Raw genomic sequence first — 15,247 nt, 5'->3', positions numbered from 1 at the left:
CGCCGCGAGTTCGATCAGCCGTTAGCGAGCTTCATGGCTGACAGTGGAGGCAACTTCGGAGGTGTTCTTGTTGGAAACGCGCATGAACACGGTCATCAAAAAGCCCAGGAGCAACAACGCGCTTAGAAACAGCAGGCCATTGGCGGCACTTTGACTGTTGCCCTTTATCAAGCCGATCAGCGACGGTCCAGCAAAGCCTCCGAGGTTGCCGATTGAGTTGATCACGGCGATGGACACCGCTGCCGTTGTCCGATCAAGGAACAATGTTGGCAAGGCCCAGAACGGTGACTTGAAGCTGTAAAGCCCGGACAACGCGACGCAAATCATCGCCATTGCCACAAACGCATTACCCACGACGCCGGCCCCCACCAATCCCAACGCGGCGATCAGCAACGGAATGGCAGAATGCAGTTTGCGCTCGTTACGTTTGTCGGAACTCCGTGACCAGACAATCATCGCCACCGTAGCCACGATGTACGGCAGCATGGCGATCAAGCCAATCTGCGTGTGGGTCAACGACTCGGAGAAGCTCTTGATTATCTGTGGCATCCAGTAGCCGACGCCGAGGCTACCGCACTGGTACACAAAGTAGATGAACGATAAGTACAGGACCTTGGGGTTGGTCATTGTCTTGTAGACGCTCAGGCTCTTCACGTTCTTGCGGCTCTGGCGATCACGTTCCAGTTCAGCAATCAGCCAACTTTTCTCTTCAGGCTTGAGCCATTTCGCCTGTTCCGGTTTATCGGTCAGGAAGAAGTAGCAGGCAATCCCCAGGAACACCGCCGGGATACCTTCGAGGAACAGCATCCAGCGCCAGCCGCTCCAGTTCAGCCAGCCAATGTTGTCCATGATCCAGGTGCTCATCGGCGCACCGATGATGTAGCTCACCGGAATCGCTGCGGTGAACAGCGCCACGGTGGTCGCCAGTTCCTTGGAGCGGAACCAGAAGGTCAGGTAGACAATGATTCCCGGAAAGAAACCGGCCTCGGCCACCCCAAGGAAAAACCGCAGGATGTAGAGCTGATTGGCCGTTTGCGCGAACGCGGTCATCGCGGCGATGATGCCCCAGGTCACAAGGATACGAGCGATCCATACCCGCGCGCCGAATTTGTTGAGCATCACGTTGCTCGGCACTTCAAACAGGAAATAGCCGATAAAGAAAATCCCCGAAATGAAGCCGAAAGCCTCGCTTGAGAGCGCAAGCTCCCTGTTCATTTGCAAGGCGGCATAGCCGATATTGGCACGGTCGAGATAGGACACGATGTACAGCAGGAACACAAAGGGGATGATTCGCAGGGTGACCTTGCGAACGATCGCGGCTTCATCAGGTTTATTATTGTTCATGACAACCTCATTGGAAGCAGACACGGCCTGCTTCTGTCATTGCATTATTGTAATTGCGAGGGTTCTCAGGCCGAAAAGACCATGCACACGGGGCTACCGGTCGAGACGGAGAACCCTGTCTTGCCAAGCCCACCTTTATCGGGATCCACCGCCATCGAAATGATGGTGTCGCTGTCTTCGTTCAGTGCGAACAGGAAGCGCTCATTGGGAGTCAGCGTGAAGAACCTTGGCGTCTTGCCGTCGGTGGGCATGAATTCCACCGGGTTCAACAGACCTGTGCCCTGGTCGATGGCAAACACGGCCACGCTGTCGTATCCGCGGTTGGAGGCGTAGAGAAAACGACCGCTGTGATCCACTTCAATCTCCGATGCCCGACTGTTGCCGGTGAAGGTCGCAGGCAACGATGGCAACACCTGGATCGGAGCCAACGCTCCGGTCTGGGCATCGAAACGATAGGCCGTCACGCTGGAATCCAGCTCATTGATCACGTAGGCAAACGCGGCACGGGGGTGGAATGCCAAATGACGTGGCCCTGCCCCCTCACGGGTGGCGATGAATGGCTGAACCGCCGGAAACAATTTGCCGTTTTCGAAACGAAAACTGAACACTCGATCCAGGCCCTTGTCTGGCACCAGTACGAATTTGCCGCTGTGGTCGAACGGATTGAAGTGTGGCTTTGAAAACGGCTGCTCAACCCGATGCGGCCCCATGGGTCCTTCCAGCTTGAGAAGCTGATTGAGCGAGCCAAGAGCGCCGTTCTCGTCGACGTTCAGCACGGCCAGTGAGCCTGTGATGTGGTTGGACACCACTAGGAAGCGTTCAGTTGGGTCCAGTGCCAAGTGCACAGGGTTCTTGCCTTCGCAGCTTTGCTGGTTGAGGAAAGCCAGTTTGCCACTGGCCTTGTCGACACTGAAGGCACTGACCTCACTCTTGTCTCCGTGGACGGTGTATAGCCGGTCGCCCGCCTTGTTTAATGCCAAAAACGACGGATTTACCAAGTCCTTGACCACTTGCACGAGCGCCAGAGTGCCTTCCTCCTGGTCCACTTTGTAGACACTGATGCCCTCACCGCGAGCATTACGTTCGCGAGTAGTCCGTGACCCGACATAGGCGTACATAGGGATGGTTCTCCGTGTATCAGATGATGTTTTATTAGCCAGGCTGGCGTGAACCAACCCAACGGGCAACAGCGAACCCAGCAGGGAAACTCCAGCGAGAGTACTCACTTGCTTGAGTACAGTACGGCGTGTTGCACCGGTGAATTGTTGAATTTCAGGCGAGGTCGTACCGGCGCCCTGATCGTCGCTTTGCATGGAGGCTGTTCCTTATTTTTGTCAGTTACAACGGCCCGGGCCCCGGGAGAGGCCCAGAGGTTGAATCAGTGTCGCGTTCGCTGAACAACCTTGCGGATGACAAAAGGCAGTACTCCGCCGTTGACCAGGTATCGAATCTCTTGAAGGGAGTCGATACGCACGCCTAGTTCCACCTGCTGCTGCTCACCGTTGCCACGGTGGATAAGCATGTTCACGCGGTTGTCGCCAACGCCCAGGTCATCCAGGCCAAGGAAGTCGAAGCGTTCGTCGCCCTGCAGCGCCAGGTCATCGACCGATTGGCCTGGCTTGAACTGCAATGGGATGACGCCCATACCGATCAGGTTGCTGCGATGGATACGCTCGATGCTCTGCGCTACTACGGCCTTCACCCCCAACAGCATTTGGGCTTTGGCTGCCCAGTCGCGGCTGGAACCTGCGCCGTAGTTGATGCCCGCGAAAACGACCATGGGGGTATGCAGCGCCGCATAACTCTTGGCGGCCTCATACAATGGCAAGCACTGGGTGTGATCGGCATTCCAGGCCCACGCTCCCAGGCCCGGCTGAACATCACCCAGCAAGCGATTCTTCACAGCTTTGTTGGTGAACGCGCCACGCAACATGACTTCATGGTTGCTGCGACGTGTGGAGTACTGGTTGAGGTCCTGAGGATGCTCACCACGCTCAAGTAACCATTGTCCGGCCAGGCTATCGGCAGGAATGGAATAGGCAGGCGATATATGGTCAGTGGTGACGTTGTCGCCCAACACCATTAAGGTGCGCGCACCGTTGATGGCCAAGGTGGTTTTCGGATCGGCTGGAATGTCGGCCAGGTACTGCGGGCGACGCAGGTAGGTTGAATTCGGGCTCCATGGAAATTGCACACTGCCTTCGGCCGATAGCGATTGCCAGTGATGCGTGCCTTCCCAGACCTTGGCCAGGCGCTGCTGGAAGAACTCGGGCTTAACCACCTTGGCGACCTGAGCGGCGATTTCCGCATCGGACGGCATCAGATCGCGCAAAAATACGGGATTGCCATGGCGATCTTCGGCCACGGCTTGCGACTCTAGATCGATATCGATGGTCCCGGCGATGGCATAAGCCACGCACAGCGCTGGGGATGCCAGGTAACCGGCAGGCACTTTAGGATTGACCCGACCTTCAAAGTTGCGGTTACCCGATAGAACCACCACGCCCTTCAGGCCTTGATCGGCAAAATGTTCAACGTGCTCCTCGAGTGAGCCCGAGTTACCAATACAGGTCATGCAACCGAAACCGGCGAGGTCAAAGCCCAACGCAGAAAAGTCTTCCAGCAGATTGGCTTCTGCCAGGTAGTCAGCCACTACACGGGAACCGGGAGAAAGCGAAGTTTTGACCCATGGTTTGCGATTGATCCCAAGCTGGCGTGCCTTGCGAGCCAAAAGCCCGGCCTGGATCATCTGCGACGGGTTAGCGGTATTGGTGCAACTGGTGATTGCGGACATGACCACCGCGCCGTGGGTGATCGACTCATTGAATGACGGTTCGAAGAACGTCTGTTCTGCAGGTCCGGCAATCAGGTTGACGCCGCCCATCACCTCTTTGCGAAACGAGGCCGCTGCGTTGGACAGCTTCTGCCGCTGGTGCGGCTGATGCGGACCGGCGACGCTCGCCTCAATACTGGTCAGGTCCAGCTCGATCAATTCATCGAACTGCGGCTCGGCGAGTTCATCACGTCGCCATAGAGGCTGAGCACTCATGTAGCTGACGACCTTGTGGCACAACGACTCGGAGCGGCCGCTGAGCTTCAAGTAGGACAGCGTTTCATCGTCGAAGGGGAAGAACACCACGGTGGCGCCGTATTCAGGCGCCATGTTGGACACGGTGCCACGGGCCGCCCAGCTCAGGGAAGAAAGCCCCGGCCCGGTGAACTCGACAAACTTGCCGACCACCGAGCGCTTACGCAGGATTTCAGCCACGTGCAGCGACAGGTCAGTGGCCGTAACCCCCGGACGCAGAGTGTTGGTCACGCGGATGCCAACCACTTTCGGGAAGCTGATCGGTACTGGCTCGCCGACCATGGCCGCCTGCCCTTCAAGTCCGCCCACCCCCCAGCCCAACACGCCGATGGCATTGATCATGGGTGTATGGCTGTCGGTGGCGACCATGTCATCTGGATGGAGCAGACGCTGACCATCTTCAGTGCGGCTTTCCCAGACCACCTGCGCCAGGGCTTCCATGTTCATCTGATGAATAATGCCAGTACCTGGCGGGATCACTCCGAAGTTATCCAGGCTCTTCTGCGCCCATTTGATAAAGCGGTAGCGTTCGCTGTTGCGACGGAAATCGATGTCCAGATTCTTCTCGACCGCATCGGCTTCGGCGTAACGTTCAACGATGACGGAATGATCGATCGTCAGCACCGCCGGAATCAGTGGATTCATGGCTTTTGGATCGCCGCCTAACTCGGCCACCACATCGCGCATACCGGCAAAATCTGCCAGTGCTGGCAGGCAGGTAGTGTCATGGAACATCAGGCGGTTGGGCTGAAACGGTACTTCGCAGTCCGGGCCCTGCCCTATGGCGCGAGCCAGAACCGACGGCAGCGATTCGGGCGAGCAACGCGCTACGTTCTCCAACAGGATGCGGATCGAATAGGGAAGCTTCGATACCTGCATGGGGGACAGCATCTTGTTTAAATCGATGTAAGCAAAAGGCTCGTTATCGATCACCAGATGGTTGATTAAGTCGCAGGCAGTCTCGGTCATGCTCATTTCGCTCAGGCTTTTTATAATGGTCGCGGGGTACGGGTTCGGCCAATCGTTACCGCTGATGAGCCGATGTTATTGCCAACCCGTACGCTTGAAAATTGATCAATTGCCATACCAGCGTTCTCCATCGGAGAACGCTCAGTCATCACTGCGATGGTTCAAATGATCGATGAGGGTTTTCAGCGTGGGTGAAGCGCTGTCGTACTTCTTGAAGACCAGTAGCAGTGATCGCCGGGCCCAAGGCTCGTCCAGGGTCACGGCCTTGAGTTTGTGGCTTCGTAGATACTGGTTAATCACACTGCGCGGCAGTACAGCCAGCCCCAAACCTGTCGAGACCATGCGGCACATGCAGTCGAAGCTGCTGATTCGAATCCTGAGTTGGAGCGCCATGCCCAGTTTTTCGGCCTCGCTCGTCAACAGGGTATGCATGGAGCTTTCCAGGTGCGGACCGACAAACTCATGCTCCAACACCTCTTTGAAACGCACCGACTCATGAGTCGCCAGTGGGTGCCCTGCCGGTACGACCAAGGTCAGTTCATCATTGCGATAAGGCATTGTTTCGAGGCCTTGCGCAGCGGTCTGTGCGGCAATGATGCCCAAGTCAGCCCGCCCATCAGCCACGGCCCGAATGACCGCTGAACCCACCCGCTCTTCGATATCGAACTTTATCTGCGGATAGAGCGACACGAAGCGCGACACATCGTCCGGCAAGAACTGAGACAGAGCAGAGGTGATCGCATGAATGCGAACATGGCCCTTCACGCCGGCCGCATAGTCGCCAAGCTCATGATCCAGTTGCTCAATGGTCTGCTTCACCTGGCGAGCGTAAAACAGCAATGATTGTCCCGCGGGTGTCAGATCGACGCCTCGTGCATTACGGATAAGCAGGGAAGAACCCACCTGCGCTTCAAGCTCGGAAATGCGCTTGCTGATGGCCGACACCGCAAGATGCTTGATTCGGGCAGCGCGGGTCAGGTTGCGTTCCTCGGCAACCGTAATGAACAGATCCAGGCTGGTTATGTCGTATCGCACCCTTTAATTCCTTGTTGAAATGATGTGGTGAGCACACCGCCACCGCACATCAATCATCTTCATGCAACTTGATGCCGCGTGCGTGAAGCAGGTGCGGGATCAGCAGCACCAACAGCGTCAGCGCGAGAATCGAGGCAGCTATGGGTTGCGTCAGGAAGACCATCCAGTCGCCCTGACTGATGGACAGCGCATTGCGCAGTTGTTTTTCGGCCATCGGCCCCAACAACATGCCGACTATCACCGGCGCGACTGGAAAATCGAATCGACGCATGACGACACCGCCCCAGCCGATGGCGAGCATGAGCAACAGATCGAAAGAGGAATGACGCATGCCGTACACACCAATAGTGGCAAACACCAAAATGCCGGCGTTGAGGTACGGTCGTGGAATCTGCAGGAGTTTGACCCATAGACCGACCAGGGGAAGATTCAACACCAGCAGGATGACGTTACCGATGTAGAGCGAAGCCACCAAGGTCCAGACCAGATCACCCGAAGTCTGGAACAGCATTGGACCCGGCTGCAGGTTGTAGTTCTGAAACGCTGCCAACAATATCGCCGCAGTAGCCGATGTCGGAATGCCAAGTGTCAGCAGCGGCACCAACGAACCCGTTGCGCTTGCATTATTGGCAGCTTCTGGACCTGCTACTCCTTCGATGGCCCCTTTCCCCTTGCTGGCCGCAAAATCCTCCGGGTGTTTACTCAATTTGCGTTCAGTAGAATATGAAAGGAACGTCGGAATCTCGGCACCTCCGGCCGGGATTGAGCCAAAAGGAAAACCGATCATCGTTCCCCTGAGCCAGGCTGGAACCGATCGTTTCCAGTCAGCACGCGTCATCCAAAGCGAGGTCAAGCGATGCCGGCCCGATGCCTCTTCTTTTTGATACAGCAGGCTGTATAACGCCTCCCCCACAGCGAACAACCCCACCGCCACGAGCACGACCTCAATGCCATCGACCATCTCAGGTACACCCCAGGTGTAGCGGGCGATACCCGAGGTGGAGTCAAGCCCGATCAAGCCAATGACCAAGCCGATCCCCAGAGAGGCAAAACCTCGCAACATGGAGGCTCCCAGCACCGCGGAGACCGTGGTGAACGACAACACCAGAATCGCAAAATACTCCGCGGGACCAAACTTCAACGCCAGCGTGGCAACAATAGGGGCGAACAGCGTCAGAAGAATCGTCGCTATCGTTCCCGCCACGAACGAGCCTATTGCTGCTGTGGCCAGTGCTGGTCCCGCCCGCCCATTGCGAGCCATGAGGTTGCCCTCCAATGCCGTGACCATGGAGGATGATTCCCCTGGGGTATTGAGCAAGATGGAGGTCGTGGAGCCGCCAAACTGCGCGCCGTAATAAATACCGGCGAACATGATCAAAGCCCCGGTGGGATCGACTTTGGCGGTAATCGGCAGCAGCAACGCCACCGTCAGCGCCGGCCCGATTCCAGGCAACACACCAATCGCCGTACCGAGCAAACAGCCAACAAACCCCCAGATCAAGTTGATCGGTTGGAGTGCAGCGGAAAAACCGATTGCCAAGCTTGAAAGAATTTCCAACTTGTTCACTCCTCCGGTCAGATCAGATCCACATGTTGACTAACGACGGAAGGGAGACTCCCAGCCCGGCGTTGAACAGCCAGTAGATCGGTAAGGTCAGGGCGATGCCGATGGCAAGATCCTGCACCGGACGACGACTACCGAAGCCCCGCGCCGACAAGGCAAACAGCAACCCGGCCGCCAGAACGAACCCGATGAGCTCAATCAGCAGGGCGACACCCAAAAGCCCCACGGTCACCCAGGCCACACCGGCTTTACCGCCGGGCAATGCTTTAGCAGCCTCATCGTCATGATCAGCGAGATTGCGAAAACCACTGGTGACTGCCTGATAGCTCAGCAGCAGGCCTACGACTCCCACAAATGCCGCCACGGCATAGGGATACACGTAGGCCGCAAGGATGACGTAGCCCCTCTCCGGTGGAAACCGGAAGGCGCCGTAAGCCAGTACAGCACTGATTAAAACCAGGCCTGCACTGACGGCAAGTTGTGTCGGCACTACCCTGCCATGCCGGCTCATCTCAAAGCAGCCCGACCTTGACCAACATCGCACGCAACCGCACGTGATCGTCTTCGACAAACTTGCCGAATTCGTCGCCGGTCAGAATGCTCGGTGACCACGCGTTGACCTTGACGTTTTCTTGCCAGACTTTGCTGTTGGTCGCGGCGAGAACCGCATCGATCACTTGCTTGCGCTGATCGGGGGAAAGGCCCGCTGCCCCGTAAACGCCACGCCAGTTGTTGATCGTGACGTCGTAGCCTTTCTCTTTGAGAGTCGGCGCATCAATGCCTGGTACGCGCTCCGGCGCGCCGATGGCCAGCAAACGGAACTGCTTGGCCTGGACATACTTGGCAAGCTCGGCATAACCTCCGGTAATGACCGTGATATGGCCACCCAACGTAGCGGCAACGACTTCGCCACCACCGGCATAGGCGACGTAGTTGACCATGTTGATCGGTACGTCCATCTTGCTGGCCAATTCAGCGATGCCAATGTGGTCGATCGAGCCCTTGGAGCCACCACCCCATTTTATACTCGATGGATTGGCCTTGAAGGCACTCAGCAAGTCTTCCAGCGTTTTGTAGGGCGACGCCTCACTGACGGCAAGCACGTTGTACTCGGTGAAAAGCCGGGCAATGGGAGTGACATCCTTCATCGTGATTTGCGGTTTGTTCTGCTCTTCGGAGGTCACCATGTTGGCGCCCACAACGAGCAATGCATTCGGATCTCCCTTCGTACTGTTGGCAAATTGAGCCAGCCCCAAGGTCCCTCCTGCTCCGCCCTTGTTCTCGAAGGTCAGGGATTTGACAGCATTGGCCTCAATCAAGGCTTTACCCAGAATTCTTGCGGTTTGGTCATATCCCCCGCCTACCGAACCTGGGGCCATGAATTTGACCGTATCCAGTGCCAGGGCAGAGGTTGAAAGCACAATCGCGGCAACGGCGGTTGCGATAGGCATGCGACAGCTGGATCGACGGAATGAAGTGAACATGAGTTGTCTCCCGATACTATTGTTTTTGTTGGTGCCGGTAGAACGTTGCCCAAGGCGTTAACCCGATAGAGCTTGCGAAAAAGCGTAGTTCACGCCTCTGTTTCTCAAGCTCCCCACGCCTGCCACATCGTTTGCGTGCTGCGTTACCTAATAGACCTCAGCAAGAATTGCTTTGCAAGGTTACGAAGTACAATATTATCGAAAGTCTTCGCCTTTTATCTGAGAGGACCGATACCAAGCCAGATTTCCAGGAAAAAAATCTAAAAATCTGCATATTTGCATTCATAAATGCAATTATGGCGTTATGGACTTCACAAAGTCTTGGTTCACATTCAGCGGTGGCAGCAACACTCATCCCTTTTGTAAGTGATCACATGTATGGCCTCAAGCACCTTGGTAGATAGAATCGCAGCGCAAATCAGGCAGAAAATCCAGACCGGTGCATTGCCCTTGGGCGCCCACCTCCGTGCGCAGAAAGTAGCTGATGAATTCAACGTATCGCGTTCACCAGCACGCGAGGCACTGATACTGCTTTCGGAACAATCGATCCTCGAACAACTGCCCAATCGCGGTTTTTTCGTTCTCGATTCACTCCAGGACTCGGAAGAAATTCCCGACGAAGTCGTACCGTTTGAGGAGCCGGATGCGTATTACCGGCTTTCCGAAGACTGGTTGAACAATGCCATTCCCGGTGAAGTCACCGAGCAGTTTTTGCGCTCCCGCTACGACCTGACTAAATCCCAGGTAATCGACGTACTCAATCGCGCTGCGAAGGTTGGCTGGGTCACTTCGAAACCGGGTTACGGCTGGCGCTTTCTGGATGTGGCAAAAACCCCGGAAAGCCTCGATCAGATCTATAAAGTGCGCTCGCTGATCGAACCAGCTGCACTGCTGGAACCGACCTACCAGCCGGACCCTGGGACGCTGCAACGGTTGAAGAAAGAGCAGCAGAGTCTTCTCGACGGTGGAATCGAAACCCTGCCCGCAGATGCCTTGCTCAAAAGCGGTATTCGCTTCCACGAAGAGTTTATTCAACTCTCTGGCAACCCGCTCTTCCACATGATTCTGGTTCAGATGAACAACATGCGGCGGTTGATCGAATACCGCTCGATGATCGACCGAAACCGATTTTACAAACAGTGCGCCGAACACATCCAAATGATTGAGCTGGTCGAACAAGGCAACAACGCTGAGGCGGCGCAATTGATGCAGCAGCACTTAAGTGGCTCATTCGCAGACAAATCACCGATCCTGAAACTGTATTCGTTATCCACTGAGGTCAGCAGCTCTCTTTCCGACCCCGAGCTTGGCGTGGCAGCAATTCTTGAGGAGAGCAACCATTGACTACCGAACAGCAGTTGCGTGAAGAAATATGCACGGTCGGGGCAAGCCTTTACGCCCGTGGCTATACCGTTGGCAGCGCCGGCAACATCAGTGCGCGCCTGGAGGACGGCTGGTTGATTACCCCCACGGACGCTTGCCTTGGAAGGTTGACACCCGATGCAATCGCCAAGGTCAGCAAGGACGGCACTTGGATTTCAGGCAGTAAGCCATCGAAAACCCTGGAGCTGCATTGCCAGGTCTACGACCGCAATCCGTCGGTTAACGGCGTGGTTCACACACACTCCAGCGCACTGGTGGCGTTGACACTGAATGGGGTATGGAGCAATGACGAGATCCTGCCGCCACTGACCCCTTATCAGGTGATGAAAGTGGGCCGCATCCCTTTGATCGCCTATCAACGTCCAGGCTCACCCGATGTCGCTGTACAAGTAGCGCAATGGGCGCTGCGGGTTCGCGGCGTCATGCTCGAACGACTCGGCCCCGTGGTGTGGGAAAGTTCAGTGTCCAAGGCGAGCTTCGCGCTGGAAGAACTCGAAGAAACGGCAAAGCTCTGGATGATGAGCAACCCAAAGCCTGCTCCACTTGATGAGCAAGCGATTGAAGAACTGCGGAGCACATTCGGCGCCAAGTGGTAGCCTTCACCACCGCCGACCTTGCTGCGGGAGGCATCATCCTCGCGCAGCACTGGAACCACTCGATCAACTACTCATTTTTCGGGGCGGCGCAAGCGTTTCAACCACAATCCATGAACAGGCTCGGCACAGAGCATCACCACCACCAGCCGCATGATTTGCATGGCAGTGACGACCCCGACGGCAAGGTTCAACGCCTCAGCGGTCAGATACATTTCCGTGCTGCTGCCCGGCATCATGCCCAGGGCCAGCGTCAATAACGGAACCTGCAACCAGAATGCGATCACCGCCGCCAGCGCTACGGTGGAAAGAATCATGATCAAGGTGAACAGCGAAACCTTGAGCAAGTACGCCGGTGACGATCGAAAAAAGTGGCGATCGAAGTAGCCGCCAAGCGCACAACCAATCATCAATTGCCCATAGTGGCTGAGTTCCACGGGCAATGCCGTTTGCAGGTTGAAGCTGGCAGTGACCGCAGCACACAAGGCCATCGGCCCGAACATCCAGGGGTTTGGCCATCTGCAGCGTTTCCAGATGACAGCCGTCAACGCTCCGCCTGCCAGCAACGGCAGCAGCCAATACCAGTCACTGGGCAATCGGGCATGCACTACCGATGGCGAGATATGAGCAGTAAAAAACATTGCGGGCGGCACACACAGAACGATTAGCACCAGGCGCATGCTGTGCGCTGCAGCAATTTGACTGACATTGGCCTTGTGCCTGATACCTGCCTGGATCATTTCGGAAAAGTTGGCCGGCATGAACGCAAAAAATGCGGTAGTCAAATCCATGCCTTTGCGCCGCATGAACTCTATGCCCAACAATGCCAATAGCAATGTCAGGATTGCCGCAGACAACATCATCATGAAATGCCCGAGGATTTGTTCCAATACCGCGGGTGTGAAATGCAGTCCGATGGAGGTCGCGATCATCCACTGGCCCGACAGGCGTCCGTAGGGAATTTCGCCCACTCGCCAGCCCAGACATCGCACCATGATGACGGCCAACATTGAGCCGATAATCCAGGGCAACGGCCAATTAAAGTAGCTGGCGAGCAACGCCCCAATAATGCCAACCAGCGGCGTCGCCCACCACAATCCCATCGAAGTAAAAAACGCTTTCATACGGTCATCCCGGTCCTGTCGAGACGTCGGCAGACTGACAATTCATGGCGCATTGGCCAGGGCCTTTTCGAAGAAATCCACAGAACCGAAATTGCCGGATTTGAGTGCCAGGGCCACTGGATCGTTGCGTAAGCCAACGGTCCAAGGCACTCCCGGATCGATCAGTGCACCTATTCTCAGCGCCCTGACCCCAAGTGCCTTGACCACAGCCCCGGAAGTCTCGCCCCCAGCCACCACCAATTTGCGCACACCCATGTGGTACAGCCCGACAGCTACTGCCGATAGCGCGCTTTCAACGAGCTCTCCCGCGGCTTCAATGCCTAGCTTGCGCTGGGCGTATTTCACCGACTCGGGCTCAGCACTTGCGTAGATCAGGACCGGACCGGCGTGAATCAGATCTCGCGCCCACTCAAGCGCTTCACTTACCTGGTCATGACCGTTAGCGAGAAGCAACGGATCGAGGGCAAAACTCGGACGGTTCTTTCGCCAGCAATCGACCTGAGCATTGGTTGCCAGGGAACAGCTGCCAGACACTACAGCACCCAAACCATCGATATAGGGAAGTGTCGACGCGGCATCGTGTTCACCCATCAAGCCGGCACGGCGGAAATTGTCGGGTAAGCCCAAGGCAACACCGGATCCGCCAGTCACCAGCTTGTGACTGGCGGCCGCGTGCCCTATTGCGTACAGCTGCTCATCATCGATGGCGTCGACAATGGCGTAACCGCAGCCTTGCGCCTCCAAGTCGCGGAATGCCAACGAAAGGGCATCCACCCCCTGACGGACAATCCCATGTGCAACCAGGCCAACCAGCTTGTGCGTCTGCTGCTGCAGCACCCGCACCAGATTGGCGTCGGTCATGGGCGTCAGAGGATGATTGCGCATCCCGGATTCACTCAACAGCAGATCGCCGACAAACAAATGACCTTGGAAAATAGTGCGTTTGTTTTCTGGAAACGCTGGGCATGCCACGACGAACGTCACGCCCAAGGCTTCTGCAAGAGCGTCGGCCACAGGACCGATATTCCCACTTGGGGTGGAGTCAAACGTCGAGCAATACTTGAAAAAAAACTGCTGGCAGCCCGCAGCACGTAACCAATGCAATGCTTTCAATGACTCGCTGACCGCTACTTCGCAACTCACGGTACGGCTTTTCAGGGCAATGACCACCGCATCGATATCATCCGGAAGCGGCCCATCAGGTACACCGACTACTTGCAACGTACGCATTCCGCCACGAACCAGAGTACTGGCCAGATCGGTGCCGCCGGTGAAATCATCTGCGATGCAACCGAGTAGTAATTGACTCATTCTTCGCTCCTTGTTTTTGTTCGCGCAAGTCGTGAGCGGCATGCCCGCTATCCCAGCATGCCGTCCCACAGGAATCAGCGAAGAATGACTTTGGCGACAGCTTGACCGAACGCCTGAGTCCCGAAAGATCCACCAAGGTCCGGGGTACGTTGCAGAGGATTTTCCAACACGGCATCGACTGCCCTGTCCATCGACAACCCGGCGTCGATCAATGCCGGTTCGTCACGGTGCTCGCCCATCCATTGCAGCAGCATGCTGACGGACAAGATCATCGAGACCGGATTGGCCTTGTCCAGGCCGGCAATGTCCGGAGCCGAACCGTGTTGTGCCTGAGCACAGCAGTGGCTGTCGCTGGCCATCATCGAGCCGGCCAGCCCCAGACTGCCCGACAATTCGCTGGCCAGATCGCTGATGATGTCACCGTAGAAGTTCGTGGCTACCAGCACATCAAAGCGCTCAGGATTGCGAACCAGGTGAGCCGTCGAGGCATCAACCAGCAAATCGTCGAGTGTGACTTCCGGGAAGTCTTTGGCTACGTTGCTAACGCACTCCAGGAACAAGCCATCGGTCATGTGAAAGCTGTTGGCCTTGTGAATGGCAGTGACTTTCTTTTCACGCTTCATGGCCAGTTCGAACGCCCGCCGTGCTATACGCTCGCTGCAATGGCGCGTGATCTTTCGGGTAGACAACGCGATGTCCGGGGTTGGCATCACTTCGCCCCAGCCTCGACTCATGTTGCGATCTGGATAAAAGCCTTCAGTCGCTTCGCGCATGATGACCAAGTCCATTGTCTTGCCTTCCTTCATGTTCGAAGTCAGGAAAGGACGGGTACGGGCCGGGCGAACGTTGGCATACAAATCCAGGCCAATACGGAAGCCGGCAGAGACATTGCGACCGCCCTTTTCGGGTGCAGGATAATCGGCGTGAGACTGGGTACCGAGAATGATGCCGTCGTAGGACTTGGCCTTCTGCAGCAGATCATCTCGCAGTGTGGTGCCGTGCTTTTCAAGACTGGAGAACCCGACATCGTCGTAATCGAAGCTCAGTCCAAGATCGAATTTTTGGTTGGCTGCTTGCAGTACCAACATCGATGACTCAATGATTTCGGGACCAATACCGTCACCAGGAAGCACCAGAATACGCATCGTTAACCCTTGTTTTTTATTTGAGCGGATTGTTAAGCCAGCCTGTCGGATCAGCACCCTTTTATGTACATCGTAATCACAACGTACAATACTCGCGAAATGTTTTTTTAACCAATCGCCTTCAGTGGGGCCGAGGAAGCCAGCGTTGTGTCATTTTCCAGATCAGCAGATTGCATTTTATTGCATGAATATACAATTCATGCAACC

The 15,247-nt window shown here is 56.1% G+C and carries 12 protein-coding genes; 2 read left to right on the top strand and 10 right to left on the bottom strand.

All coding sequences use genetic code 11. The features are described from left to right. Positions 1-21: 21 nt before the first annotated feature. The 7 genes from KGA88_RS31130 to KGA88_RS31100 all read right to left on the bottom strand — a co-directional run bounded on the left by KGA88_RS31130 (position 22) and on the right by KGA88_RS31100 (position 9,484). A complete protein-coding gene (locus tag KGA88_RS31130; protein WP_223596725.1) occupies positions 22-1,344 on the bottom strand; it encodes an MFS transporter in 1,323 nt (440 codons plus the stop codon). Between the two features lie 65 nt (positions 1,345-1,409). Beyond that, entirely contained in the window at positions 1,410-2,462 is a 1,053-nt protein-coding gene (locus KGA88_RS31125) for a lactonase family protein (RefSeq protein WP_223596803.1), read from the bottom strand. A gap of 260 nt (positions 2,463-2,722) precedes the next feature. Next, positions 2,723-5,401, bottom strand: a complete 2,679-nt coding sequence (gene acnA, locus KGA88_RS31120; protein ID WP_223596723.1) for an aconitate hydratase AcnA — start codon at positions 5,399-5,401, stop codon at positions 2,723-2,725. 141 nt (positions 5,402-5,542) lie between these two features. Further along, positions 5,543-6,436 carry a LysR substrate-binding domain-containing protein gene (locus tag KGA88_RS31115; protein WP_223596721.1) on the bottom strand — a complete coding sequence of 298 codons (894 nt, stop codon included), beginning with the start codon at positions 6,434-6,436 and terminating at the stop codon, positions 5,543-5,545. A gap of 49 nt (positions 6,437-6,485) precedes the next feature. Then, positions 6,486-7,994 carry a tripartite tricarboxylate transporter permease gene (locus tag KGA88_RS31110; RefSeq protein WP_223596719.1) on the bottom strand — a complete coding sequence of 503 codons (1,509 nt, stop codon included), beginning with the start codon at positions 7,992-7,994 and terminating at the stop codon, positions 6,486-6,488. 22 nt (positions 7,995-8,016) lie between these two features. Next, positions 8,017-8,511 (bottom strand): tripartite tricarboxylate transporter TctB family protein, encoded by a 495-nt coding sequence (locus tag KGA88_RS31105; RefSeq protein WP_223596717.1) that lies wholly within the window; start codon positions 8,509-8,511, stop codon positions 8,017-8,019. 1 nt (position 8,512) lies between these two features. Beyond that, positions 8,513-9,484 (bottom strand): Bug family tripartite tricarboxylate transporter substrate binding protein, encoded by a 972-nt coding sequence (locus KGA88_RS31100; RefSeq protein ID WP_411740879.1) that lies wholly within the window; start codon positions 9,482-9,484, stop codon positions 8,513-8,515. 378 nt (positions 9,485-9,862) lie between these two features. Between KGA88_RS31100 and KGA88_RS31095 the strand changes: the two genes are divergently transcribed. Continuing rightward, on the top strand, positions 9,863-10,828 hold the full coding sequence (locus KGA88_RS31095) for a GntR family transcriptional regulator (RefSeq protein WP_223596715.1): 966 nt from the start codon (positions 9,863-9,865) through the stop codon (positions 10,826-10,828). Further along, positions 10,825-11,463 carry an aldolase gene (locus KGA88_RS31090; RefSeq protein WP_223596713.1) on the top strand — a complete coding sequence of 213 codons (639 nt, stop codon included), beginning with the start codon at positions 10,825-10,827 and terminating at the stop codon, positions 11,461-11,463. The genes KGA88_RS31095 and KGA88_RS31090 overlap by 4 nt, the downstream gene beginning before the upstream one ends. A 71-nt stretch (positions 11,464-11,534) precedes the next feature. On the opposite strand, the gene KGA88_RS31085 is transcribed toward KGA88_RS31090, so the two are convergent. From KGA88_RS31085 to KGA88_RS31075, 3 genes are all read right to left on the bottom strand, one after another. Further along, positions 11,535-12,584 (bottom strand): AbrB family transcriptional regulator, encoded by a 1,050-nt coding sequence (locus KGA88_RS31085; protein WP_223596711.1) that lies wholly within the window; start codon positions 12,582-12,584, stop codon positions 11,535-11,537. Positions 12,585-12,626: 42 nt separating this feature from the next. Then, entirely contained in the window at positions 12,627-13,895 is a 1,269-nt protein-coding gene (gene otnK / locus KGA88_RS31080) for a 3-oxo-tetronate kinase (protein ID WP_223596709.1), read from the bottom strand. A gap of 74 nt (positions 13,896-13,969) precedes the next feature. Further along, positions 13,970-15,097 (bottom strand): isocitrate/isopropylmalate dehydrogenase family protein, encoded by a 1,128-nt coding sequence (locus KGA88_RS31075; RefSeq protein ID WP_223596707.1) that lies wholly within the window; start codon positions 15,095-15,097, stop codon positions 13,970-13,972. Between the last annotated feature and the right edge of the window lie 150 nt (positions 15,098-15,247).

It is taken from the genome of Pseudomonas sp. A-R-19 (assembly GCF_019956575.1).
GTDB lineage: Bacteria > Pseudomonadota > Gammaproteobacteria > Pseudomonadales > Pseudomonadaceae > Aquipseudomonas.
The sequence above is the reverse complement of the archived record's forward strand: the minus strand, read 5'-3'. Positions and strand labels throughout refer to the sequence as shown.

Coding starts and splice junctions, on each gene's coding strand:
- KGA88_RS31130 (WP_223596725.1), bottom strand. CDS start 1,344: ATGAACAATAATAAACCTGATGAAGCCGCGATCGTTCGCAAGGTCACC.
- KGA88_RS31125 (WP_223596803.1), bottom strand. CDS start 2,462: ATGTACGCCTATGTCGGGTCACGGACTACTCGCGAACGTAATGCTCGC.
- acnA (WP_223596723.1), bottom strand. CDS start 5,401: ATGACCGAGACTGCCTGCGACTTAATCAACCATCTGGTGATCGATAAC.
- KGA88_RS31105 (WP_223596717.1), bottom strand. CDS start 8,511: ATGAGCCGGCATGGCAGGGTAGTGCCGACACAACTTGCCGTCAGTGCA.
- KGA88_RS31100 (WP_411740879.1), bottom strand. CDS start 9,484: ATGTTCACTTCATTCCGTCGATCCAGCTGTCGCATGCCTATCGCAACC.
- KGA88_RS31095 (WP_223596715.1), top strand. CDS start 9,863: ATGGCCTCAAGCACCTTGGTAGATAGAATCGCAGCGCAAATCAGGCAG.
- KGA88_RS31085 (WP_223596711.1), bottom strand. CDS start 12,584: ATGAAAGCGTTTTTTACTTCGATGGGATTGTGGTGGGCGACGCCGCTG.
- otnK (WP_223596709.1), bottom strand. CDS start 13,895: ATGAGTCAATTACTACTCGGTTGCATCGCAGATGATTTCACCGGCGGC.